Source organism: Acinetobacter sp. Ag2 (genome assembly GCF_001005515.1).
GTDB classification, from domain to species: Bacteria; Pseudomonadota; Gammaproteobacteria; order Pseudomonadales; family Moraxellaceae; genus Acinetobacter; species Acinetobacter bereziniae.
Map to the genome: position 1 here is coordinate 127,378 of NZ_LBNA01000049.1, position 25,411 is coordinate 152,788.

Consider the following 25,411-nt stretch of genomic DNA (forward strand, 5'->3'; position numbering starts at 1 on the left):
TCTTGTGTTTTTTTGAATCATAACACGAGTATCAAAATCAAAAATTAGGATGTATCGAGAACATATCATCAAACTGTCTGATTAAACAAATATGTGTTTTAATATCAATCACATCCAATAAAATTTATGCTTTTATACAGATGGTTCAAAGATTTGGTGATTCAATTATTTTTTACTTTTGAAGGTTGATTTCTCTTTGAGAAAAGTTCAGCGCTCAAAATTTTTTTATTGAAATATGATTAAAAATTACCCAACACGATCAATATAGACAGCAAACATGACAATTGTATGAACGAAATGAAGCATCTGAATCATTGAGCGATTATTCTCTAATTGTATAACGAACCTTGGTTAATTTTTGCACACCTTGCACATCGATCGATAAAAAATGATTTTTATATTCAATATGAATACAAAAGTCTTCTGCACCATCATCAAGACCAGATACAGTCCATGTCGTTCCTTGAGGAAAATCATTGAGCCATTGAGCTTTATAAAAATCGGATACTGAATCAAAATCAAGATACTTTTCAGGTCTATCTACAATATTTTGTGCCAGATCTTCAAATTTCTGTTTTTGTATTTGAACAAAGTCAATCAGCATGCTAGACCTTTATATCACTAGATTTCATTATACAACTGACTCAATTGTTTCTTTTTCACTTGTTCCCATTGCCACCATCCAAATGCCGCCATAGCCACAAATGCTGCATATAAACCTGCAGTCAAAAATAAATCTTTGTAAAGAAACATCGCCACATAGACAATATCAACAAATACCCACAGTACCCAAGTCGCAATGTGTTTTCGACTGGTCCAATAGGTCGCCAATAAACTAAATGCTGCAAGTTGCGAATCTAGCATCGGCAAAGCTGCATCAGTAAAATAATGCAATGACAAGCCGAATAAAAGCCCACCTAAGGCAGCAATCAACATTTGAATAAACACGGTACCTTTCGCAATGGGCTCAATTCGAATTTCATGATCTTGCTGTTTACCTTTAAACCAGTGATAAAAACCATAAAAATTCACCAGCATAAAAAATAGCTGTAAAATGGTTTCACCATATAATTTAAAGGTAAAAAATAGATAAGCGTATAAGACAAATGCAAAAAAATTAAACAACCAACACCACATATTGCGCTTTATTGTCAAACCAACACCAATCACACTGATAATAACGGCAAAAATTTCTAATGCTGACATGATAAAAAGCGCACAAATATATGAAAGCTTATTATGAAAAAAAACACTACAAATGCAAGAAAAATGACATACCAAATTCAATTCAAAACGGCGCATACACTCAGCCATCATGTTTTATGATGATCATATATAGCCGTTTTATTTATACATTAAATTGGACTCACTCATACATTCGAGTCGAAGATTAAAGTAAATTAGGAACATGGATTGTTTGTCATGTAAATCGAAGCTTATCGTCAAAAATAATTTTTTAGAAATTTAATTATTTTTATCACTTCAATACGACAATTTGACGTGATTTTAATTAAAACTAAGCAATCACCAATAAATAAAGCAAGCCAACGCAGTTCATTTCAGCAAAACATTCATAACATCGCTCAAACTAGCACTAATAAATGCTTTTTAAGATGTTAAAAAATAGCCAAAATCTAATTTTTTCAAACCGTGTATTTATCATTCGTTAAAAAATACTGTATATGCTTAGATTGTTTGTTTATGCAATATAACTTAAAAATTTCTATAAAAAACATAGATTAAAATTAAGTTTCTTTCATTGATACTGTTCACATTTTAACCTTATTTACGAGATTTAACACTTGTTTACGTGAATACCAATGAATTAACAGACAGAACCGTCTACTATCTACTTAAGTTATGAATCTTCCCCAAAATTCATAACATTTCTCCTTAACCGAACTGTGAAAGCAGATTCGTTGTTCTACGCAATGATCACCCCAATCATTGCGTATTTTTTTTGTCTACAGTTCCGTCTGTTAACTTCAACAGTTATAAGGAATCATTGAACAAAATGCAAGCAATCATTTTCAAACAACTTTTCCACTATTAAAAATGATAAGATATTGATTTTAATTAAAATCAAAAAATATTTAGTTGCAATATTTCGACAAAACCGATAGACTTTATTTATTAATTGAATTAATTGATGATAATTGTAGGATTAGTTCAAATTTAAAATATGATCTATAAAAATTTTTTAACAATAATTTTGAGCAAAACAATATGTGGGAATTATTTACACACTCATCGAACTTAGTTTTTAGCGTAAGTCTTTGCCTCATGTTGTTGTTGGGACTGGTGGAGTGTTTGCTTCTCATTATTGGTTCGAGTAGCCAAGGTTTTTTAGACCAATTTGTTCCTGATCAGCTTCTAGAAGCCCATCATCCAGATATTGATCTGCATACAGAACATGGTTTTTTTGTAAAACTTTTAGATTGGCTCTATTTGGGACGAGTTCCTGTCTTAGTTTGGTTGATTATTTTTTTGACTGTTTATGCCCTATTTGGCTTTATTGTTCAAACAATTTTCTATCACTTTACAGAACATTATTTTTCAATTTGGGTAATTGCACCAGCCAGTCTTTTTTTATGTATGCCCATAGTCCGTCTCTGTGCAGCCCTGATCTCTAAAATTTTACCCCAAGATGAAACCACTGCCATTCATAGTGACGAGTTGATTGGTCGTACAGCTCAGATTGTTTTAGGCGAAGCAAAGCAGAACTACCCTGCTCAAGCCAAAGTCATCGATCAATTTGGACAAACACATTATATTTTGGTTGAACCTGAATTAGACCAAGTCTTTTCACAGGGTCAATCGGTAATTCTCACCCAGCGAACAAAAGTAGGTTTTCAAGCAATTCTTGATTAATTTTTTAATAACAAACGAAGGCATAATAAAATGTTGAATTCAAATTTATATCAAATACTGGTTTTAGCGGGCATTGTGCTCGCTGCACTGATCATTATTGGCGTGATCATTGCCCGTTTATATAAACGTTCGAGTAAAGAAGTTTCCTTTGTTCGTACTGGTTTTGGTGGTGAAAAAGTCATTTTGAATGGCGGTGCAATTGTACTTCCTGTTTTACATGAAGTCATTCCTGTCAATATGAATACACTACGACTTGAAGTTAAACGTGCGACAGATCAAGCATTGATTACTCGAGATCGCATGCGGGTAGATGTGATGGCGGAATTCTATGTTCGTGTAAAACCAACTGCAGAATCAATTGCTACGGCAGCCCAAACGCTGGGTAAAAAAACCATGTCACCGCAAGAACTAAAAGACTTGGTTGAAGGTAAATTTGTGGACTCACTTCGTGCAGTTGCTGCTGAAATGGCAATGGAAGAGTTACATGAAAAGCGGGTTGATTTTGTCCAAAAAGTTCAACAAGTGGTCTCAGAAGATTTATTTAAAAATGGTTTAGAACTTGAAACTGTTTCTTTGACAGGTTTGGATCAAACCAGTTTTGAATATTTTAATCCACAAAATGCTTTCGATGCTGAAGGTTTAACCAAATTAACCGAAACCATTGAAGACCGTCGTAAAAAACGAAATGACATCGAACAGGACAATGACCTGGCAATCAAAGCCAAAAACTTAGAAGCTGAACAAGCGCGTTTGCAAATCCTTCGCGAAGAAGAATACGCAAAAATGCAACAAGAACGTGAAATTGCCATTCGCAAAGCTGAACAGTCTGCTGAAATCGCGACCCAAGAAGCGGCAAAAAAACGAGAAGCCGAAGAGGCACGTATTGCCGCTGAACGTGAAGTTGAAATCAAACGCATTGCTTCAGCACGAGATGTTGAAAATGAAAATATTCAAAAAGCACAGTTGATCCAAAAAGCCCAAGTAGAACAGAAGAAAACCATTGAACTGGCTGAACAAGACCGTGCCATCGCGATTGCTGAAAAATCACGCGCAGAATCTGAAGCAAAAGCCTTAGCAGATCAAGCGCGTGCACAAGCGGTAAAAGCGGAAGAAGAAGTGACCACAGTTCGAGAAACTCAGCGAGCTGAGCGTTTAAAAGCAGTTGAGTTGGTTGCTGCGAAACAAGTTGCTGAAACAGATGCGATTGCCATTACTGTTGCAGCAGAAGCATCAAAACAAGCGGCAGTAGATGATGCAGAAGCTGTACGTATTGCAGCACAAGCGGAAGCAGAAAAGGTTCGATTAAAAGCCAAAGGTGAGGCTGATGCAAAAATGCTACTTGCAGCCGCTCAAGAGAAACAATATCAAGTGGATGCTGAGGGTACGCGTGCAGTGAACGAAGCCAATAATGTCCTTTCAACTGAACAAGTTGAAATGCAAATTCGTTTAGCGTTATTGAAATACCTACCTGAAATCATTCGTGAAAGTGTTAAACCGATGGAAAATATTGATGATATTAAGATTCTCCAAGTCAATGGTTTAGGCGGTGTTGCTGGCTCGACTGGAAGCTCAGAATCAGGTGAACAAACTCAAGTTGCGCTTTCTGATCAAGTCGTCAACAGCGCACTTCGTTATCGCTCACAAGCACCGTTAATTGATAGTTTAATGAATGAGTTAGGCATCAAAGGTGGTGATATCAATGGTTTAACCCAATCATTAAAACCTAATAATGATTAATTCACTCATTATTTAGACATAACATGAATATTGAGCCTCTAAAGTTAGGGGCTTTTTATTGGCTGAAATTCAATGCAAGAATGACGATTTGAATCTCAATCTTAATCTAAATAAATGATGAAGCCATTCATTCATTTCTTTTAGAATCGAGTGCTTGATCTCATCCTTTTGGTCGGAATACCATGCCCCTTTTCCAGCTCGATATAACACACTAAAAAATGACTTGGTTTATTTTCATTCTCGGTGCCATGATTGCAGGCTTTGTGCAAGGTTTAACAGGTTTTGCCTTTGCTTTAATTGCGATGTCTTTTTGGGTTTGGGTATTACCACCTCAACTGGCAGCACCGTTGGTGGTATTTGCTTCTCTATGGAGTCATCTCATCGCACTGGGGCGAGAGCAAAAACATGACTTTTCTTTTTCTTTGGTATTGCCCTATCTGATTGCAGGACTCATCGGTGTTCCATTAGGAACTTACCTTTTACACTTGGTTGATGGCAATAGTTTTAAAATTATACTCGGGCTGTTTCTCATGCTTTGGTGTCCAATCATGCTTTTTGCACCTGAATTCCCACGCATTCAAGCATTGGGGAAAATCGCTGACAGTTGCATCGGCTTTGTAGGTGGAGTTTTAGGTGGATTAGGTGGTTTTTGTGGTGCAGCACCTTCTGCATGGGTGATGCTTAAAAACCTACCTAAAGCCCAACAGCGCTATATTCTGAGACACTTTAATTTTGCCATTCAGTTATTTACCCTATTGGTCTATCTCTACCAAGGGACGATTCAACGCTTACATTTACCTTATTTTGCACTGATTATTATTGCAGTGAGTATTCCAGCAATGATGGGTGCACAAATGTTTTACAAAATTTCTGAAATTCAGTTTAAACGTATCGTCCTTAGCTTGCTTTTCGCTTCTGGGTGTTTCTTGTTGTTCACAACATTGATCTAAATGATGCCATTTTTGAAAACTTGCATCATATCAATAAGGCACTTTTACAACCTTGTATTTTGAGAAAAATTTCGATTTGTGTCAGTCTTATCAATGAATGATAGATATTGAATTGAACACGACCGCCAAGACTAAGGTGCAATACTGTTCACAAATAAAAGATACTGTCAAAATCATCAAGTAAATTATTTATCTAGGTATCAATTTTCCCATTCTGAATATAAGTAGATTACATATTTCAGAATGGGTGTATCTGGATTTACACAGTCAAGATGGGTCTTGACTTGAATGCTCTTGCTGGGGTGCTTGTTGCGAAAGCGATATTGGTGGTTGAGGTTTAAAATGATCCTGTAACAACGCCTTTCTCATACCAAACATATACAACAAAATAATCACAGAGAATGGCAATCCACAGAGTACTACGGCGCTTTGCATGGAATGGAAGCTCCCTGCCAACAACAGACCAACACTGACCAATGTAATCACCACTGACCAGAAAATTCGTAACCAGATCGGTGAGTCGCTTTCACTACTTCCACCTTTGGTAGATAAATTTGCAATCATCAATGTCCCTGAACCTACTGGAGTTAAAAATAGGACAAAACAGATCACCACGACAATACCAGCCACATAAGGATTGAAAGGTAAATATTCTAACAATTTAAACAAAGACAAAGCAGGATCAGTTAACACCATATCCCCTAGAATTTTTTGCTTTTGATTCAAAATCAAATCAATTGCAGTATTTCCAAAGATAGAAAGCCAAGCCAGTGTAAAACCAAGAGGAATCAAACATACACCCAATACCACTTCGCGAATTGTACGACCTTTTGAAATTCGGGCAATAAACATTCCTACAAATGGCGCCCAAGCAATCCACCATGCCCAGTAAAACACTGTCCACGAACCTAACCACGCACTGGCTTTTTGATTGTATAAATACACATCAAAACTTTTAACGACAAAATGATTAAGATAATCACCAATATTTTGTACCAGACCATTCAACAAATGATTGGTGGGTCCTGTTAAAAATACAAAAAGCAATAAAGCATAGAGTAAACGTAAATTAATCCGTGAAAGCCAAGCTAAACCTTTTTCAATACCAACCACAGTGGTGATCGTCGCAACAACCATCATCATCAAGACCACACTAATCAAGGTAATATTATTATTGGGAATTTCTGGGAGTAAATAACTAATTCCTGAGACCAGAACCAATGCACCAATCCCTAAATTGGTGACCAAAGAAATGACTGTAGCTAAAATACCAAAGCCGTCAACACAGTCACCAATCAAACCATAGATCTTTTGACCAAAAATTGGATACAGTGCTGAGCGTAGTGCTAAGGGTAAGTCTAGGCGGAAGGCAAAATAGCCCAGAGTCACACCCAATAAGGCATAGAGCACCCAACCATGAATGCCCCAATGTAAAAAGCTATACATCATGGCATCACGTGCTGCTTGAATGGTTCCACCCTCACCTTCTGGCGGTCGTAGGAAATGATCAACTGGTTCAGCAACACCATAATAGAGTAAGGCAATCCCAATACCTGCAGAGAACAACATGGAAACCCAAGCCAGATAGCCAAACTCAGGCTTATCGTCATCTTTACCTAAAGGAATTTGACCAAACCTTGAAAAAGCTAACCAAGCAACGAAACCGATGCAGCCGACGATCACCAACATATAGTACCAACCAAATAGCTGGTTGGCTTGCTCTTGTACATAGGTCAGCCAAAATTGGCTTTTTTCAGGAAATAACACAAATAATAACCCAAAAATACCGATACTGACTGCTGAACTACCAAATACAAATAAATTTAATCGAACATGTTCGGATTCGGATCCTTCATGACTTTTTGACACCATGCTCTTGCTCCTTGCAAACGGTGTATTTTCTTTAAAAATAAGATGATAGGCACTTTTTTCGACTTAGCACACCAACCTTCAACGAACTTGATTTAGCCATTTAGATCTTATATTGCCCATCAAAGAATTATTGATTTTTGCAGATTATACTTTTTATTGATTGAACGTTCAATCAATAAAAAGTATGATTAAAATGTTATGATGCTCTACATCGAGAAATGTTAGATAAAAACCCTGTTTAGGGCGAATGGAAAAGCATGACAAAGCGTAGAGTAAAACCAGAGCATGTGCGACGCGAAGAAATTATCAATGCCGCATTTCATGTGATTTATGAAGTGGGATTGTCCAATACAACCATTGCACAAATTGCAAAAAAAGCTGAATTATCAACAGGTATTGTCAGTCACTATTTTGGTGATAAACAAGGATTAATCAATACCTGTATGCAAGAAATGCTCAACGTTTTGCGTCGAAAAACCGACCAGAATAAAGCTGAAGCAGATACGCATCCAGAAAGCCAGATTAAGGCAATTATTGATTCCAACTTTGATATCAGTCAGGTCAATAAACAAGCGATGCGTGTCTGGTTAGACTTTTGGTCTGCAAGTATGCATCTCCCTGAATTGGGACGCTTGCAACAAATTAACGACCAACGTCTATATTCAAACTTGAAGTTTCATTTCCTCAAGTTGTTGGACAAAGAACAGGCAAGTATTGCTGCACGTGGATTGGCAGCTTTGATTGACGGATTATGGTTACGTGGCAGTTTAGTCAGTCATGATGAATTTGACAGTGAACTGGCACGATCCATTGCTTATGATTATGTAAAAACGCAATTGCAATTTGCGCAAAAACCTTTGCAGGAGAGACAGAATGAGTGATTCACAAGTTCATCAATTGTATATCCATGGTCGCTATGTTGCCGCGACCAGTGGTAAAACATTTAATAGTATTAACCCTGCCAATGGTGAGGTGATTGCAACACTTCAGCAAGCATCACAACAAGATATTGAAACAGCTGTTCAAAGCGCACGACAAGGTCAGAAAATTTGGGCAGCCATGACGGCGATGGAACGTTCACGTATTTTACGCCGTGCTGTAGATATTCTTCGTGAGCGTAATGACCAGTTAGCGCACTTAGAAACACTGGATACAGGTAAAGCCTATAGCGAAACGTCAACTGTTGATATTGTCACAGGGGCTGATGTTTTAGAGTATTACGCAGGACTTGCCACTGCGATTCAAGGTGAACAAGTTCCCCTTCGTGATTCCAGCTTTTTTTATACCCGTCGTGAACCATTGGGTGTGGTTGCAGGCATTGGTGCTTGGAACTATCCAATTCAAATTGCACTTTGGAAATCTGCTCCTGCCCTTGCAGCGGGAAATGCCATGATTTTCAAACCAAGTGAAACTACCCCGCTTACAGCATTTAAACTTGCAGAAATCTATACGGAAGCAGGTCTGCCAGACGGCGTATTTAACGTTGTACAAGGTGCAGGTCGTGAAATTGGACAATGGCTGACTGAACACCCTGTGATTGAAAAAATTTCTTTTACAGGCGGTGTAGAAACAGGCAAGAAAGTCATGGCCAGTGCAGCAGGTTCAACCCTTAAAGAAGTCACAATGGAACTCGGTGGTAAATCACCATTGATCATTTGCGATGATGCCAATCTAGACCGTGCCGCAGACATTGCCATCATGGCGAACTTTTTTAGCTCAGGACAGGTATGTACCAATGGTACACGCGTCTTTGTGCCTAAATCTTTACTCGCTGACTTTGAAAAAGCGATTGTTGAACGTGTTAAGCGAATTCGCATTGGCGATCCAATGTCAGAAAACACCAACTTTGGTCCGCTCACCAGCTTCCCACATATGGAAAAGGTATTGTCTTTCATTGAGTCAGGCAAACAACAAGGTGCAAAACTGCTTATCGGTGGTGGGCGTGCGACTGAAGGTGATTTAGCCAAAGGGGCTTATGTATTACCGACTGTTTTTAGTCACTGTCAAGATGATATGCGCATTGTTGAAGAAGAAATTTTCGGACCTGTGATGAGCATCCTCAGTTATGACACCGAGGAAGAAGTCATTCGCCGTGCTAACGACACGACTTTTGGTCTTGCAGCAGGTGTTGTGACTCAAGACATCACCCGAGCACACCGTATTATTCACCAAATCGAAGCAGGAATTTGCTGGATCAATACTTGGGGTGAATCTCCTGCGGAAATGCCAGTTGGCGGTTATAAGCAATCTGGTGTGGGTCGTGAAAATGGCTTGACTACACTCGCACATTACACACGCATTAAATCGATTCAAGTTGAATTAGGTGAGTACCAAAGCATTTTTTAATGCACTCACCTCTTCCCTCTCAATCCATCCTATGTGCCATGTCATCACTTGATTGCATTGGCACCTTTAAGAAATACAAAAAGGATAATTATGAATACTCAATCCTATGACTACATTATCATTGGCGCAGGATCTGCCGGAAATGTATTGGCTACTCGTTTGACTGAAGACAAAGATGTCACTGTTTTATTATTAGAAGCAGGTGGTCCTGACTATCGTTTAGATTTCCGTACCCAAATGCCTGCTGCCTTGGCATATCCATTACAAGGTCGTCGTTACAATTGGGCGTATTTAACCGACCCAGAACCCCATATGAACAATCGCCGTATGGAATGCGGTCGTGGTAAAGGTCTAGGTGGCTCTTCGTTGATTAACGGAATGTGCTACATCCGTGGTAATGCCATGGACCTAGATCAGTGGTCAACCCACAAAGGTCTTGAAGATTGGACTTATGCAGATTGTTTGCCTTATTACAAAAAAGCCGAAACACGAGATATCGGTGGTAATGACTATCATGGTGGCAACGGTCCAGTTTCTGTGGCTACGCCAAAAAACGGCAACAATGTACTGTTCCATGCCATGGTTGAAGCAGGCGTACAAGCAGGTTACCCACGTACTGACGATTTGAACGGTTATCAACAAGAAGGCTTTGGTCCAATGGATCGTACTGTAACGCCGAAAGGTCGTCGTTCAAGTACAGCGCGTGGTTATTTGGATATGGCGAAAGGTCGACCAAACTTAACCATTGTCACCCATGCAACCACCAATAAAATTCTTTTTAATCACAAACAAGCTGTCGGTGTAGAGTATATTCTGGGTGCTGATCAAGCCAATTTAAAACAAGCGCAAGCAAAACGGGAAGTTTTACTGTGTGCAGGTGCGATTGCTTCACCACAAATTTTGCAACGCTCAGGCGTAGGTCAAAGCACTTTCCTCAAATCAATGGATATTGCTGTGGTTCATGATTTGCCAGGTGTGGGTGAAAATCTACAAGACCATTTGGAAATGTACTTACAGTATAAGTGTAAGCAGCCTGTTTCTCTGTATCCAGCACTAAAATGGTTTAATCAGCCTGCGATTGGTGCTGAATGGCTCTTTAATGGCACAGGCATTGGCGCAAGTAACCAGTTTGAAGCAGGCGGCTTTATCCGTAGCTCAGATGAGTTTGATTGGCCCAATATCCAATATCACTTCTTGCCTGTGGCGATTAACTACAATGGTAGTAATGCTGTTAAAGAACATGGCTTTCAAGCGCATGTCGGTTCCATGCGCTCACCGTCTCGTGGTCGAATCAAGCTCAATTCAAAAGATCCGTTTCAACATCCAAGTATTTTGTTCAACTATATGTCCACTGAACAAGACTGGCGTGAATTTAGAGATGCAATTCGCATTACTCGTGAAATCATGCAACAGCCTGCTTTGGATGCCTATCGAGGCGATGAAATCAGTCCCGGTAAGAAAGTACAAACCGATGCTGAGCTAGATGATTTTGTACGAAACCATGCAGAAACGGCTTACCACCCTTCTTGTAGTTGCAAAATGGGTGAAGATGAAATGGCCGTGGTGGATGGTCAAGGTCGAGTACATGGCTTAGAAGGTTTACGTGTCGTAGATGCCTCGATCATGCCATTGATCATTACTGGAAACTTAAATGCAACCACCATTATGATCGCAGAAAAAATTGCAGATCAAATCCGTGGTCAAAAGTTACCACGATCTGAAGCGGGCTATTACAAGGCAGGAACAACGCCTGTACGCCAAGCACCTTTGCGTGCAATCCATTCATAGAGGTCTGTATTGCGCCAGCTGAGTGACCACTGAGCTGGCGCATTACTCAAGGACGAATAAGATGAAAAAGCAACTATTATTTCTCATTCCTTGCAGCATATACGTTCAAGGCATCTATGCAGACGAATCGAGTACAGTCACGACATCACCGTATAGCGCGAATCTAACCATAGCAAGCCAATATATTTCACGTGGTTTCCAACAAACTTGGGGGAAACCTGCTGTACAAGGTGGCTTAGATTACAATCATAGCAATGGTTTTTTTGCAGGAACATGGGCATCTACAGTCAGTGATGATTTTATCCGAGATGCGACTGTCGAATGGGATGTATATAGCGGATATCGCCGTAGTTTCGGTGAGCTTACGCTAGGTACAAAAGTCGCGTATTACTATTACCCTGGTGCAAAAACTACAGCAGAAACGGCACATACCCGATTTAATTATGGTGAGATCATTCCTGAAATCAGTTATGGTCCATTCAGCTTGAAATATGCCATCACCTATACACAAGACTACTTTGGCAATAACTCTGACACCTTAGCCATTGGCAACAATCAACACTCTCGTGGCTCTGGATATCTAGACTTGAATTGGTATCAACCCATTACTCAAGGTTGGTCTGTAAATGCACACTATGGTCATCAACGTATTCAAAATTTTTCTGAGGCTAACTTTCAGGATGCAAGTTTGACCATCAGTAAACAATTGCCTTATCAGATTTCAAGCAGTTTGAGTTATAGCAAAGCCTGGGATAAAAATGGTTTCTATCAGAACTATAGTAACGGTAACCCAAATGCTAAAGTTTCTAATCCGATTGACTCAACCGTGACTTTTGCACTCACCAAAAGTTTTTAGTTTTCAGGCTTAATTCCCAGAGTTTAGTATGGCTATCCCATAAAGGGAGCTAAAACCAAATATTTTTGAATTCAGTTCCCTCTTTAGCATGACTCATCCTCATGCTTTTTTTATTGATCTATACGACTTCCCCACCAGCACATATATAAAATGGGTAGATTCAGACCAACAAAAAACCGATAAAAATAGTTTAATTACAACAACTTAATAAAAACATTCTCCATTTATTCTCTATGTACTTGGTCTTTGTAAGCCAATGATCTCACTATAATTTTTAAAATTTTCGATGATTTTATCGACAGTCTGACATATTTTGTGACGTGATATTCCCTATTTATTTTCAGGTTTTTTATCGTTTTTATGATTTAGCAATGTATTCCTGCGAACTTTTACTTTAAAATGCACCTACTATCTTTTCGTAATTCGTCACCACCTTGCGCCAAAGCAACTGTTTTATGCGTGGTAGCACGAATAAACATGCCTTTGAAAATTCGCGTGGCTAATAATTGTAATGACTCAAGCAACTCATCATCCTATGGAATCCATTTCCAACATCCGTGTATTGGATGAATGGCAAGAAGAAATTCCAGAGGATTTATACATTCCTCCTGCTGCATTCGAAATTCTGCTTGAACATTTCGAAGGACCACTCGACTTTTTAATTTATCTGATTCAGAAAAACGGTTTTGATCTTTTACAATTGGATATTGCTCCAATTGCAACGCAATATCTGTCTTATATGGACAATATGAAATCGCTTAACATTGAACTCACTGCGGACTACATGGTCATGGCAGCACTGTTAGCTGATTTAAAATCGCGCTTGTTGTTGCCAAAACCGAAAACAATCAATATCGAAAAAGATCCAAAACAAGAACTTATTGATCGTTTAGAAACTTATTTACGAATCAAACAAGCAGCTGAACGTTTAGGGCAAATGCCTGTTTTAGACCGAGATACTTTTGCCAGTCATGTGGCAATTGGTGAAATTCCAAAAGTATATGAGGGCTATGATGTCAACATGTTAAAAGATGCCTTGTACTGCATTTTTAACCGCCCTGAACCAATTACCCATAAAATTGAACAAGAGCTTGTCCTGCTTGAAGAACGTATTGCTTATATTGAATATATGACCCAATCTGGTGGAGTACTCAGTTTTCAAGAATTGCTTAAGCCAAACCAAGGTCGTATGGGCATGGTGGTGACTTTCATGGCAATCTTAGAGCTGACGCGTCAGCAAAAAGTTCAAATTATTTCATCTGGTGTCGAAGCTCCTCTTTCCATTCAAGGTGCAAACGCATGACCATAGATCAAAATAATGTATTTAATGTTGATGAATTACATCATGAAGTTTTGATGCAACTTGAAGCGATTATCTTTGCCAGTGACGCCCCTGTCTCTCTAGCACGTTTAAAAGAAGCATTTCAAAATCAGTACTCTAAACAGCAGTTGCAACAGTATTTACAACAACTGTCTGTTTTACAACATGGTCGTTCTATTGAGTTGATTGAAACCGCTCAAGGTTATCGCTTTCAAGTTCGTGCTAAATATCGCAATATGATTGCACAAGTTTGGCCTGATCGACCAACCAGATTATCTCCATCACTGTTAGAAACTGTTGCAGTGATTGCTTATCATCAGCCTGTAACCCGCGCTGATATTGAGCAAATACGAGGAGTGACAAATAATAGTCAAATACTCAGGACTTTATTTGATTGGAACTGGATTAAAGAATCTGGTTACCGTGAGCTCCCAGGAAGACCCGCGTTGTTGGTAACGACGCCACAATTTTTAAATGCCTTTGGTCTAGTGTCTTTGGATCAATTGCCTCCCCTACAGGACGCCAAGGAAGCTTTTATGGCTTTGGATGCGCAAGCGCCAAAGTCTTAAATAGGTGCACTGTTGATGATTATTTCTAAGGTTATGCTGTCATGAGTGAAAAATTGCAAAAGGTACTCGCACGAGTTGGTCTGGGCTCTCGCCGTTATATGGAAGAGGTCATTGCCGCTGGTCGTGTAAGTGTCAACGGGCAGGTTGCTCAAGTGGGTGAACGTATCGAACCAGGTGATGAGCTTCGCATCGATGGTCGTAAGGTTCAGTTCCAAATTGAAGACGAAATCCGTCGTCGTGTATTGATTTACTACAAACCAGAAGGTGAAATCTGCTCACGTAATGATCCAGAATCTCGCCCGACCGTGTTTGATCATTTACCGCCAATTGCCAACGACCGTTGGGTCATGGTAGGTCGTTTAGACATTAACTCTACAGGTTTATTGCTTTTCACAAACGATGGTGAACTTGCCAATCGTTTAATGCATCCCTCAAATGAAATCGAACGTGAATATGCTGTTCGTGTCATGGGAGAAGTTACGCCTCAACTTAAAAACAACATGACAAATGGCGTTGTTTTAGATGATGGTCCAGCTAAATTTGAATCTTTCTCTGAAATTGGTGGTGAAGGGATCAATCGCTGGTACCAAGTCGTTGTAAAAGAAGGTCGTAACCGTGAGGTTCGCCGTATTTTTGAATCACAAGGTTTAAAAGTAAGTCGCTTACTCCGTACACGTTACGGTACTGTGATTTTGCCTCGTGAACTTCGTACAGGTCGTTGGATGGAACTGGATAAAACTGATATTGATAATTTAACCAAAGCGGTTGAACTAAAACCACGTCAAGGTACGGGTCTATTTGGTATGGCAAAACGCCGTACAGAACGTATGCAAGACAAACCAATGGCTGCACGTCGCGGCGGTTTCCTTCGTCAGCAACGTCGTGACAATGAAGGTGAGCAACAAAATAACCATAATGAACAACGCGACTATAAAGCGGGTTCAAATCAATATGGTCAAAACCGCAGTGAAAATCGTGCTGATCAACGTAATGAACGTTCTGAAAACCGTTTTAATAAAGCCCGTTCTGGTGGCAACCATTACAATCAAGATCGTGCAGATAATCGTGGCAACAGCTTTAACAGCAACCGTTCTGAAAACCGCTATGGTTCACCACAAAACCGTAACCGCTCAGATGAACGTTACAGCAATGATCGTCGTGATTATTCAGACCGTCAAGAACGTAGTGAACAACCTGAAAAGAAAAAACCTTTTGTAGTGAATAAAGGTTTTAAAAAGTTTTAATTCATACATAGACTGAACGCTAAAAAGCCACTCGATTGAGTGGCTTTTTGATTTGCATCGGATCAGAACAGTTACTCAACAACAGCTTTTGGAATGGCACTCAACAAGCGTTTGGTATACTCATGTTTAGGTGACTGATACAGTTCATCAGAATTGGCAATTTCGACAATATCACCATGATTCATCACCATGATTTGATCAGAAATATATTTCACTACAGATAGATCATGTGAAATAAAAATATAGCTCAATCCAAACTCATCTTGTAAATCCTGAAGTAAATTTAACACCTGAGCTTGAACAGATACATCCAATGCAGATACTGACTCATCACAAATTAAAATTTCAGGCTTTAAGGTTAAACAACGAGCAATTGCAATCCGTTGACGCTGACCACCCGAAAACTCATGTGGATAACGATCAAAAGCCTGTACAGGTAAGCTGACTTTCTCCAATAAGGCTAAGGCAAACTGTTTGCGTTCTACATCATTTGCACCAATGCGATGAATCTGCATCGGCTCCATCAAGATCTGTCCAACCGTAAAACGTGGGTTCAGTGAAGCATATGGGTTTTGGAAAATAATCTGAATTTTACGTTGATATTGGGTGAATTCTTTTTCAGACATTGCCAAAATATCTTTACCTTGAAATAATGCCTGCCCGCCTGTAGCCTGTTGTAGACGCATCAACAATAAGCCAATCGTAGTTTTACCAGAACCTGACTCACCGACTAAGCCTAATGTCTTTCCTTTTGCCAATTGAAAAGATGCACCTTTTACCGCTTGATATTCTTCTTTTCCAAAGAACCCTTTACGGCTAAAAAATGATTTTTTTAAATCTTTGACTTCTAAAATGATTTCTTCACCACCGACTAAACCACGTGTTCTTTCCGGCATTTTTGTTTTTGCTAAATCTTCGCCTTCGACCCAATGCCCTTCTTGTTGTTTAAGAAAGTCATTGATGACAGGTAAACGATAAGGACGTTGTGATAATGTTGGTCGGCATAACAATAAAGCTTTGGTATATGGATCTTTGGGGTGTTCTAGCACCTCGTTGGCTAAACCTTGCTCACGAATTTCACCATGACGCATCACAATGACTTGATCGGCAATTTCATTCACCAAAGCCAAATCATGAGTAATAAATAGCATCGACATTTGGCGGCGTTTACGCAAAGCCTCTAACAAATCTAAGATTTGTTTTTGAATCGTAACATCTAATGCTGTGGTGGGTTCATCAGCGATCAGTAATTTCGGTTCACAGGCAATTGCCATTGCAATCATGACGCGTTGTTGCTGACCACCAGAAAGTTGATTGGGATAAGCATCAATTTTCGTTTCTGGTGTAGGAATACCCACTTCAGTGAGTAATTCAAGTGCACGTTGACGCGCTTGTTTTCGTCCCATGTTTAAGTGAATCCGTAGAATTTCAGCAATTTGATCACCTACGGTAAAGACAGGATTAAGCGATGACATCGGTTCCTGAAAAATCATGGCAATGTCTTTACCACAAATCTTACGCATTTGTTTGGTTGTCAAACCCAGTAAATCTTGACCTTCAAACATAATTTTACTTTTTTCAGCGATACGAGACTGATCTTTGGGTAATAGTCCCATTGTTGCCAAAGACGTCACAGACTTACCACTGCCAGACTCACCCACCAATGCCACGGTGGTATTGGCTGGAATCTGAAAAGAAATGCCTTTTACAGTTTCAATAAATTGCTTATTTTCCCCCTTAAAACTCACACTCAGATCTTGAACACTGAGCAATACAGGAGGTGTCACATATTGTTCTGACATTGATGTGCTCCTTATTTTAATTTAGGGTCTAGTGCATCACGTAATGCATCTGTAAACATTGAAAATGCCGTGACGAGTACTGCCATTGCGACTGATGCAGCAACCAATTGCCACCATTTACCCAGTATGAGCTCGCTTTGTGCCTCATTTAGCATACTGCCCCATGACACAACCCCTACAGGAACACCAAAGCCAAGGAAACTTAAAATCACTTCTGATTTAATAAATCCAACCACTAAAATTGACATCTGAACCAGTGCAATATGACTGACATTGGGAAAGATATGCACAAACATTCGTCTCAGGTGGCTCACCCCAATAGCTTTAGCCGCAAGCACATATTCACGTGAGGTATGCTTCATATATTCAGCACGAATTAAACGAAACACACCTGTCCAGCCAGTTAAACCTAAAATCAAAACGATAGACAAAATCCCTTTTTGTTGTAATACAGCTGCTATCGCCAAAACCAGTAATAAATAGGGAATAGAGGTAAAAATGCTATAAAACCAGTTTAGAACGTCATCGACCCATCCACCAAAATAGCCTGCAATCGCCCCAAGAAAAGTACCGATCACCACAGCAAGCAATGCAGAAACCAACCCGACCACAATCGAGGTTTCAGCGCCTTTAATGGTCTTTAATAAAACATCCTGTCCCCATTTATCAGCACCAAAAGGCAAAGTTTTTTTCAACTCGCTTTGCTGATCGAGCAAATGTCCACCCAACTGCTGATCAATGACCTTCATATCCTCAGCGAGTGGATCTTGAACACCATAATAATCCACTGCACCACCTGAAGCCTGCTCAGTGGCAATTTGAGCATTTAATTCTTTGATAACATCTTTTAAAGGATCAACAGGATTTTCAGGTAAAGCTGCTGTATTTGCTGTCTTTTGAGCAGCATTTTGTAGTGTTTGATCAGCTCCCATAAAGGTAGGAGGTGCATAACTTTCGGCAACCTCTTTGTTCCAGTTAGAAGCGATGACACCTGTCATGGATAAAATCAAGATGATGAAATAACAGAACAATACTCCTAACGACACCATCGCAACACGATCAGCTTTTAATCGTCGCATAGCCAAACGCCATAGCCCCGGAGAAGCTTGCTGTTGTGTTTCTACTTTTTTAGATAAAATTCCAAGCATCATCCCACCTACTTCAACTGTACGCGTGGATCAACCACTTTATAAATCAAATCAGCGATGAGATTAAAAATCATGGTTGCGGCTGCGACATACACAGTAATGGCTTTAATCACAGGAAAATCACTACGCTCAACTGCAATGATGATTTCACGCCCGATCCCTGGAATCCCAAAAAAACGCTCAATTAAGAATGCACCGATTAATAAACCAGGCAGACTTGCCATCACATCAGTGATAATCGGAATTGAAGCATTACGAAGCACATGAATCCCCAAGATACGTCCTTCCCCAACGCCTTTTGCACGAGCAGTTCTGACATAATCCTGATTGACTTCATCCAAAATAAAGCTGCGATAAAGCCGTAATGTAGGCGCAATACTGACCACCAACATGATTAAAATTGGCAATAAGGCATACTCAAATAAATTCCCCGTCAGACTGTCACTCCATCCTTGCACAGGGAACCAACCAAGCTGATAAGCAAGACTGTATTGAAATACAATGATATAGACCAATATACTGATTGACATCCCAATGGTACACAACAGCATCACCATACGATCTGTTAAAGAACCACGGACCGATGCAACAGCCAACGCCAAAATGATTGAAATCACAGTTTGTAAGATCGTCAATGGAATAATGATGGTGAGTGATGGTCCTAGACGGGTCAAAATAATATTTGAAACAGACTCCCCGGTACTCCAACTAAAACCATAATCAAAAGTGATAATTTGTTTAATAAAAATCCAAAGTTGAATGTAATAGGGTTGGTCAACGCCCAATTGCTGGCGAATATTTGCAATTTGTTCTGGATTCGCCATTTTGCCTGCAAGGATATATGCAGGATCGCCCCCGACCCAATTAAATAAAAAGAAAATCAGCAACACAACTCCCAACATGGTAGGAATCATTTGCCATATACGACGTATGATATATGCCAACATAGTTCTTATTCCCTTTAGTTACGTTGTCCCGTAATTTCTTGAAAGAATGCCTTGTTATCTGGTGCTCTGCCTAAGAAATCGACCACCAATTGTTCAGCTTTCTTCTGCCCACCTTGCGACAAGATTGTCTTCCGATAACGTGCACCAACTTCAGGATTATTTAAGTTATCGCCAAATGCTGAAAGCATGTCTAAGGCCAAGACTTCAGACCACATATAACCGTAATAGCCGACTTGATAGCCTCCCATAATATGACCAAACTGACCTGGGAATTCTGTCGTAGGCACATAGCCTAGAGCCGTTTGAGCTTCTAGATTTTTCCAGACGTCCATGGGTTGGGTTTTTAATGCATTGGCAGTATGTAGTGCCATATCATATTGCGCATACAAGGTCTGACGAGAATAGAACAAACCACGTCCATAGTTTTTAACCGCTTTGAGTTTTGCAATCAGTTCATCATCAATGCGTGGACATGCAGGCTTACAATAATCCGCCAAGGTAGAAAGCGTTTCTTTACGACGTGCCCATTCCTCATACATTTGGGAAGGTGCTTCCACAAAGTCACGCTCTACAGAAGTCCCTGATTGCGAGGCATAACGCGTATTTGAAAGAATTCCATGTAAAGCGTGACCAAACTCATGGACAAATGTTTCCAGTTCATCACTGTTTAAGCCTTTACGATTAAAGTTGGTGACCAAAGCAGAAATGGGCTTACGCTGGGTCAGTGTACTTCCGCCTCTCACTCCCCAAACCGCAGCGTGACCATATTTACCTTCACGTGGAAACTTATCCATATACAGACCACCTAAAAGTTGACCTGTCTGCTTATCGATTACATCGTAGTACTCAACTTCATCTTGCCAAACATCGACTTTAGCAGGCTTAAACTCGATTCCATATAACTGAGATGAAATGGCAAATAACCAGTCTTGCGACGCTTGGGTTGGAAAATACTCACGCATTTTTTCTTGGTCAATTTTGTACTTATCTTGGCGTAATTTTTCACTCCAATATGCTTCACTCCAGCGATTAATTTCAGCTTTTTCCACAGGAATGTTCAACGTTTTGGCTTTGAATTCACGGAGAGTCTGTACTTCTTTTTGTTCTAATGGTGCAACGGTATTGTGCACGTCTTTGAGGAACTTATTGACTGTTTCAGGATTTTGCGCCATGCGGTTTTTCAATGCCCAATCGGCATAGCTGGTTTTACCAAAGAGTTGTGCCAACTCATAACGCAGATCAATGGCTTGTTTAAGCAGGACTAAATTCTTTTCAGTTCCGCGACGTGTATAAGCAATTTGATAACGTTTACGCGCATCATCGCTGTCTGCCAACTCCATAAATGGACGATATTCGGGATAGTCAAATCCCAATAAATAGTTACCCTTTTCATTTTTCTTTAAATTGGCGATATAACTTTCAGGTAAGCCTTTTAGCTCGGCAGGTGTAAATTCTAATTTTTCTGGATTATCACGAATATTACGCGCATATTCTTGTTGGATCTTGGTCAACTCATCCAAAATGACCTTTAAACGGGCTTGTTTTTCTGCGGAGAGCTGAACACCAGTATCTTCAAAACCATCTAAAATATCTTGGCGATATTTACTGTCAATCTCATTATTGGCTTTGGTTTTTTTAATCTGCTGATATAACTTGGCATCTTGATAAACTTCAGTCTGGAATTGGCTAATTTTAACCTCACAATCCTCAGCAGCTTTGCGTAATGCTGCATCTGGATCGACATTGCTCATCAGATTGATCGGTCCATAAAAATCTTCAAACTCAGCAAAAATTTGATCCCACTTTGCCAACACATTACCAGCAGGCGCATTTTTTTTTAATTTGATTTTGGCAAATTCAGCAAGTTTACTTTTTACATCAGCAATTTTTGCATCACATTGGGCTGGAATGTCTTTCGCTTGAAACTTCGGTAAAGTACTCCGTTCCGATTGTGCATATGCCCACTGTCCTAAACCTATTGATAACATACATAACGCACTGAGCTTAAATCGCTTCATTTTCATCTTTAACTCCAATCTTCAATTTATTTTTCAAAATTTAATCTGTTTATTTTTTCAACCACTGCAATAAATTACTTTTTCATATCAAAATACATCCATTCTGATGGAAGAATAGGATGCTTTTTAAATCCAATCACACGCGGTTGCGCCAAAGCATTTCGATAACGTGTTGATGCCATTTGTACAGGCATATAAACTTCTAATATTCTTGCCATTTTGCGATAGAGTGCATCGCGTTCAGGACCCGGCTTTAACTTTTGAGTCTGTTCATAGAGGCGGTCATATTCAGGAATTTTCATACAGGCATTGTTGGTCGCATGAATATTTTTGCTGTAGAACAATTGCATAAAGTTGTCAGCATCAGGATAGTCAGCAACCCAAGCAGAACCTTTAAACATGGTTTTACATTGCTTTTCAGCTTTTAGACCTTCTGCAAAAGGTAAGGATTTGGTGGTCATTTTGACTTTAATATTGTCTAACGTTTTTTTCCAAAATTCAGCACTCTGCTGACTACGCGCACTCCCCCCATAAACTGCCAATTCGATCACCAACGGCTTACCATCGGGCAAAGTTCGCCAACCATCTGCCCCCACCTTATAGTGATAACGATCAAGAAGTAAATTGGCTGCTTTGACTGAATAAGGGATACTGGTTTTGTAATTTGGATCATGCCCCACTACCCCGTAAGGGACAGGGAACTGTAATCTTTGTGCATCCCCTTTCATTAAAATTTTAATTTGGTTATCTGGGGAATACGCCATTGCCATGGCACGACGTAAAGCAATTTTTTCTTTACTTAAACCACCAACAACAGGGTTCTGCATATTCCAGTAATAATAATCAATCGAAGGATCAACAATTCGGGAAAGTTGAATGCCTTTTTTCGCCAGTTCAGGCTTGAGCTGACCATCCTGAATCGCTTGAACAGTTAAATCACCATCAAGGACGAATAAGTCTGTTTCATCTTTGCTAAACGATAACCAGCGTGATTGCGCTTCTTCCATCACCTGAATATCAACCACACCGATTTGCGGCATCTTTTTGCCTTTCATCGCATCGACAATTTTCTGATCTTCGGGTGTTGAAGCTTTGAAATCCCAAACATAGCCACGATAGTCAGGATTTGCTTTTAAAATAATACGTGAGCCAGGAATCCACTTGGTCAAAATATAAGGACCTGTACCTACAGGATGAGCCATAGCAAAACCGGATTTATCGCGATAATGTTCAATTACTTCCCGAGCCACCGCACCTGCTGGCTGATGTGCCAAGAGCATTGGAAAGTTTTGATCAGGCTGTTTTAACTTAATCACCAAAGTATAACGATCTGTTGCCTGAAGCCCTGCAACAGGTTGATCATAATCAAACTTCCCGGTTTTTTTGGCTTGATCAAGGAGTTTATCTATACCCACGATCTTGTCATCCAACAACCAACTATTGGGTGAATGTAAACCTGGATCTAATAAACGTTTATAAGAATAAACATAATCTTGTGCAGTTAACTCTCGCGCCTTACCTTTAAACACTGGATCTTTTGCAAAATAGATACCTTTTTTAATTTTAAAGGTATAGGTCAACCCATCCGCACTCACTTCAGGCAATGCTACAGCAGTACGCGGGACTAATTTGGCAGGTGATGCTAGATAATCATAGGTATATAAGCCTTCAAAGATTGAATTATGCACATGTGCAGAATACAAATCTTGTGTTCCAGCTGGATCAAATCCCGTTTCCGCAACGGGAAAAACATAACGTAAAACCTTATTTGGATCTGCTGGATTTTTGGCAAAAACATTCATCGTGCCTGTAAGCATCATACTGCTCAACAATACACTTAACCCAATCTGTTTAAGTTTCCTATTTAAATTATCCTTCATCATTTCCTTCAACTTTATCAGTTATTTTTTGATTGACTGTACATCAAGATATTGCCAAACGGTATTCATCATTGGGTGCGCTTTATAGCCTTGAACTTGTGGTTGCAATAACCAATTACGAATTCGGGTGGTATGTATAATCCAAGGATTATCGGCTTCAATCTGACGACTGATTTTTTCATAAAAAGGCTGTCGTTGTTGTGGTGGTAAGGTTAAGGCTTGCTGATAAAGTGAATCGTAAGCTTTAGATTGATAACAACTTAAATTGCCTTTTCCTGAATTAGGACCATAAAGCAACTGAGCAAAATTTTCGCCTTCAGGGAAATCAGCAATCCACGCACCACCCCAAATCATATGCTTACATTGCATGGCTTCTTTTAAATTATCAGCAAAGTTACTAACTTTAAATTCAACACGCACCCCAATCGCGTCCAAATTTTTCTTCCATAACTCAGAATGAATGACTGAACTGGAACTATTTTCCGTATTGTATTTCAATGTTAATGGCTGCCCATCGGGTAAAGTTCGGTATCCATCCTTGGCTTTTTTATAGCCAAAGCGATCCAGTAGTTTGTTCGCCAATAGAGGGTTATAAGCCACACTACTTCGATATTGAGCATTATGCCCTTGTACACCATCTGGCACGAGCATTTCAGCTCGGACAGCTTGTCCCTTATAAAGCTGCTTAATTGCTTCTTCTTGGTTATATGCCAAGGTAATCGCTCGACGCAAGGCAATTTTATCTAAACTATAGCCACCCACAATTGGATCTTTCATGTTGAACATCGTGTAGGTAATTTCTGGATCTTTATTGGGAAAGTGCTGAATACCTTGTTTCTTTAATTCAGGTTTTAATTGTGTACCATTGAGTGCCTGTGGAACAGCATTAGAGGTTAATTTATCAAAGTCCAATTGCCCAGATTTAAACGCTAACCATCTGGATTGCTCCTCCTCAATAATACTGACCACAACCTTACCGACTTGGGGCATTTTTTTGCCTGTCATTTCCTTGACCAACTGATTATCCCAAGCTGTTCCTGTAGATTTATAATTCCAGATAAAACCACGATAGTCAGGATTTGCCACTAATTCAATTTTACTACGTGGCACATATTTACTGAGTTGATAGGGTCCAGTACCTACGGGATGTTGCGCTATACGATCTCCATAAAACTCAACAACTTCTCGTGCTGTTCCGCTAAAAGTGACATAAGCTAAAATATATGGGAAATTATAGTCAGGACGGGTAAGGGTAAATTGCAATGTATATTTATCTAAAGCTTTAAGCCCTGCAATCGGTGCATCATAATCAAACTTTCCAGTCTTTTTTGCCTGAGCAACCACAGATGCTAAACCTTGAATCTTACCATCGATAAAAGAGTAAGTTGGAGAGTGATTTTTTGGATCACTGATACGCTGTATTGAGTAAATATAATCCTGAGCAGTCAATTCACGTCGTTTTCCCTTAAATGCAGGGTCTTCGGTGAAATAAATTCCAGGCTGAATTTTAAAGGTATAAACCTTACCCTCTTGTTCTATTTTTGGTAAGGACTGTGCTGTATTGGGCACGAGTACCACTGGTCGAGCCAAATAATCATATTTTAACAAAGGCTCAAATATCGCTTCTGCGATATTGCCGCTGTAGTAATTATAGGTTTTAACCATATCAAAACCATCATCTGGCGCTTCAAAGGCCAAATTCAAAATTTTATTAGGTTGCGCAGGAGTTTTCGCAATGGCGAGTTCCCCACAACCGATTGCATAAGCACACAACGCAATACGTAAAAGCTTAGATTCCAAATTCATACCTATGTATTTTTATAAGAGTAGCAAACCTTGAAAAGCGCCTCAGCTCTGAATCAGATCATATGAAACAGTATGCTAACGGTACGATCATCCTGTACATTACCGCTTTGGTACGAAACCAAATATCAAATTAACAATAGTGAAAAACTGCACAAGATAACAGCCCTAAATCGAAAGCGAATTTCATGCCACCCATAATCAACGTTGTAAATTTTGTTTATTTTTACCGTAATAAATTAGGGTGTGTTGACACTTT

General features: G+C 39.5%; 18 protein-coding genes and 1 pseudogene. 10 read left to right on the plus strand and 9 right to left on the minus strand.

What is annotated here, in order from left to right:
* Positions 1-322 precede the first annotated feature (322 nt).
* Together AAV97_RS10935 and pnuC are read right to left on the minus strand one after the other, a co-directional pair.
* Positions 323-604, minus strand: a complete 282-nt coding sequence (locus tag AAV97_RS10935; RefSeq protein WP_009585960.1) for a hypothetical protein — start codon at positions 602-604, stop codon at positions 323-325.
* A 17-nt stretch (positions 605-621) separates the two neighbouring features.
* On the minus strand, positions 622-1,206 hold the full coding sequence (gene pnuC, locus AAV97_RS10940; protein ID WP_009585931.1) for a nicotinamide riboside transporter PnuC: 585 nt from the start codon (positions 1,204-1,206) through the stop codon (positions 622-624).
* A 1,020-nt stretch (positions 1,207-2,226) separates the two neighbouring features.
* On the opposite strand from pnuC, the gene AAV97_RS10945 reads away from it, so the two are divergent.
* The 3 genes from AAV97_RS10945 to AAV97_RS10955 all read left to right on the plus strand — a co-directional run bounded on the left by AAV97_RS10945 (position 2,227) and on the right by AAV97_RS10955 (position 5,558).
* Positions 2,227-2,871, plus strand: a complete 645-nt coding sequence (locus tag AAV97_RS10945) for a YqiJ family protein (RefSeq protein WP_046760583.1) — start codon at positions 2,227-2,229, stop codon at positions 2,869-2,871.
* Positions 2,872-2,901: 30 nt separating this feature from the next.
* Positions 2,902-4,608, plus strand: a complete 1,707-nt coding sequence (locus AAV97_RS10950) for a flotillin family protein (RefSeq protein ID WP_004829766.1) — start codon at positions 2,902-2,904, stop codon at positions 4,606-4,608.
* Positions 4,609-4,826: 218 nt separating this feature from the next.
* A complete protein-coding gene (locus AAV97_RS10955; protein ID WP_046760584.1) occupies positions 4,827-5,558 on the plus strand; it encodes a sulfite exporter TauE/SafE family protein in 732 nt (243 codons plus the stop codon).
* 267 nt (positions 5,559-5,825) lie between these two features.
* Here AAV97_RS10955 and AAV97_RS10960 read toward each other — a convergent pair whose 3' ends face one another.
* A complete protein-coding gene (locus AAV97_RS10960) occupies positions 5,826-7,430 on the minus strand; it encodes a BCCT family transporter (protein WP_046760585.1) in 1,605 nt (534 codons plus the stop codon).
* A gap of 257 nt (positions 7,431-7,687) precedes the next feature.
* Between AAV97_RS10960 and betI the strand changes: the two genes are divergently transcribed.
* From betI to rluB, 7 genes and pseudogenes are all read left to right on the plus strand, one after another.
* Positions 7,688-8,311: a transcriptional regulator BetI gene (betI, locus tag AAV97_RS10965; RefSeq protein ID WP_004829769.1), complete on the plus strand. Its 624-nt coding sequence runs from the start codon at positions 7,688-7,690 to the stop codon at positions 8,309-8,311.
* Positions 8,304-9,776: a betaine-aldehyde dehydrogenase gene (gene betB / locus AAV97_RS10970; protein WP_009585876.1), complete on the plus strand. Its 1,473-nt coding sequence runs from the start codon at positions 8,304-8,306 to the stop codon at positions 9,774-9,776. Before betI ends, betB begins: the two co-directional genes overlap by 8 nt.
* 90 nt (positions 9,777-9,866) lie before the next feature.
* The gene (gene betA, locus AAV97_RS10975; RefSeq protein WP_046760586.1) at positions 9,867-11,564 is read left to right on the plus strand and encodes a choline dehydrogenase; all 1,698 of its coding nucleotides are present in this window, start codon (positions 9,867-9,869) and stop codon (positions 11,562-11,564) included.
* A 61-nt stretch (positions 11,565-11,625) separates the two neighbouring features.
* Positions 11,626-12,420: a TorF family putative porin gene (locus tag AAV97_RS10980; protein ID WP_046760587.1), complete on the plus strand. Its 795-nt coding sequence runs from the start codon at positions 11,626-11,628 to the stop codon at positions 12,418-12,420.
* A gap of 511 nt (positions 12,421-12,931) precedes the next feature.
* On the plus strand, positions 12,932-13,723 hold the full coding sequence (locus tag AAV97_RS10985; RefSeq protein WP_046760588.1) for a segregation and condensation protein A: 792 nt from the start codon (positions 12,932-12,934) through the stop codon (positions 13,721-13,723).
* The gene (gene scpB, locus AAV97_RS10990; protein ID WP_004829778.1) at positions 13,720-14,310 is read left to right on the plus strand and encodes an SMC-Scp complex subunit ScpB; all 591 of its coding nucleotides are present in this window, start codon (positions 13,720-13,722) and stop codon (positions 14,308-14,310) included. Before AAV97_RS10985 ends, scpB begins: the two co-directional genes overlap by 4 nt.
* 41 nt (positions 14,311-14,351) lie before the next feature.
* A pseudogene (rluB, locus tag AAV97_RS10995) lies at positions 14,352-15,210 on the plus strand (23S rRNA pseudouridine(2605) synthase RluB); the annotation flags it as partial.
* 415 nt (positions 15,211-15,625) lie between these two features.
* Here rluB and AAV97_RS11000 read toward each other — a convergent pair.
* The 6 genes from AAV97_RS11000 to AAV97_RS11025 all read right to left on the minus strand — a co-directional run bounded on the left by AAV97_RS11000 (position 15,626) and on the right by AAV97_RS11025 (position 25,161).
* Positions 15,626-17,356, minus strand: a complete 1,731-nt coding sequence (locus AAV97_RS11000; protein WP_046760589.1) for an ABC transporter ATP-binding protein — start codon at positions 17,354-17,356, stop codon at positions 15,626-15,628.
* Positions 17,357-17,367: 11 nt separating this feature from the next.
* Positions 17,368-18,504, minus strand: coding sequence for an ABC transporter permease (locus tag AAV97_RS11005; protein ID WP_005033379.1), 1,137 nt, complete (start codon positions 18,502-18,504; stop codon positions 17,368-17,370).
* An 8-nt stretch (positions 18,505-18,512) separates the two neighbouring features.
* Positions 18,513-19,451, minus strand: a complete 939-nt coding sequence (locus AAV97_RS11010; RefSeq protein WP_005033381.1) for an ABC transporter permease — start codon at positions 19,449-19,451, stop codon at positions 18,513-18,515.
* Between the two features lie 14 nt (positions 19,452-19,465).
* Entirely contained in the window at positions 19,466-21,475 is a 2,010-nt protein-coding gene (locus tag AAV97_RS11015; protein WP_046760590.1) for a M3 family metallopeptidase, read from the minus strand.
* Positions 21,476-21,543: 68 nt separating this feature from the next.
* Positions 21,544-23,289 carry an ABC transporter substrate-binding protein gene (locus AAV97_RS11020; RefSeq protein ID WP_373866530.1) on the minus strand — a complete coding sequence of 582 codons (1,746 nt, stop codon included), beginning with the start codon at positions 23,287-23,289 and terminating at the stop codon, positions 21,544-21,546.
* Positions 23,290-23,370: 81 nt separating this feature from the next.
* Complete coding sequence (locus AAV97_RS11025) at positions 23,371-25,161, minus strand: ABC transporter substrate-binding protein (protein WP_171249370.1); 1,791 nt, start codon at positions 25,159-25,161, stop codon at positions 23,371-23,373.
* Between the last annotated feature and the right edge of the window lie 250 nt (positions 25,162-25,411).

Excerpts from the sequence above, each read along its gene's own strand:
- AAV97_RS10935 (WP_009585960.1), bottom strand. The coding sequence starts at position 604 with ATGCTGATTGACTTTGTTCAAATACAAAAACAGAAATTTGAAGATCTG.
- pnuC (WP_009585931.1), bottom strand. The coding sequence starts at position 1,206 with ATGTCAGCATTAGAAATTTTTGCCGTTATTATCAGTGTGATTGGTGTT.
- AAV97_RS10945 (WP_046760583.1), top strand. The coding sequence starts at position 2,227 with ATGTGGGAATTATTTACACACTCATCGAACTTAGTTTTTAGCGTAAGT.
- AAV97_RS10950 (WP_004829766.1), top strand. The coding sequence starts at position 2,902 with ATGTTGAATTCAAATTTATATCAAATACTGGTTTTAGCGGGCATTGTG.
- AAV97_RS10955 (WP_046760584.1), top strand. The coding sequence starts at position 4,827 with ATGACTTGGTTTATTTTCATTCTCGGTGCCATGATTGCAGGCTTTGTG.
- AAV97_RS10960 (WP_046760585.1), bottom strand. The coding sequence starts at position 7,430 with ATGGTGTCAAAAAGTCATGAAGGATCCGAATCCGAACATGTTCGATTA.
- betI (WP_004829769.1), top strand. The coding sequence starts at position 7,688 with ATGACAAAGCGTAGAGTAAAACCAGAGCATGTGCGACGCGAAGAAATT.
- betB (WP_009585876.1), top strand. The coding sequence starts at position 8,304 with ATGAGTGATTCACAAGTTCATCAATTGTATATCCATGGTCGCTATGTT.
- betA (WP_046760586.1), top strand. The coding sequence starts at position 9,867 with ATGAATACTCAATCCTATGACTACATTATCATTGGCGCAGGATCTGCC.
- AAV97_RS10980 (WP_046760587.1), top strand. The coding sequence starts at position 11,626 with ATGAAAAAGCAACTATTATTTCTCATTCCTTGCAGCATATACGTTCAA.
- AAV97_RS10985 (WP_046760588.1), top strand. The coding sequence starts at position 12,932 with ATGACTCAAGCAACTCATCATCCTATGGAATCCATTTCCAACATCCGT.
- scpB (WP_004829778.1), top strand. The coding sequence starts at position 13,720 with ATGACCATAGATCAAAATAATGTATTTAATGTTGATGAATTACATCAT.
- AAV97_RS11000 (WP_046760589.1), bottom strand. The coding sequence starts at position 17,356 with ATGTCAGAACAATATGTGACACCTCCTGTATTGCTCAGTGTTCAAGAT.
- AAV97_RS11005 (WP_005033379.1), bottom strand. The coding sequence starts at position 18,504 with ATGCTTGGAATTTTATCTAAAAAAGTAGAAACACAACAGCAAGCTTCT.
- AAV97_RS11010 (WP_005033381.1), bottom strand. The coding sequence starts at position 19,451 with ATGTTGGCATATATCATACGTCGTATATGGCAAATGATTCCTACCATG.
- AAV97_RS11015 (WP_046760590.1), bottom strand. The coding sequence starts at position 21,475 with ATGAAAATGAAGCGATTTAAGCTCAGTGCGTTATGTATGTTATCAATA.
- AAV97_RS11020 (WP_373866530.1), bottom strand. The coding sequence starts at position 23,289 with ATGATGCTTACAGGCACGATGAATGTTTTTGCCAAAAATCCAGCAGAT.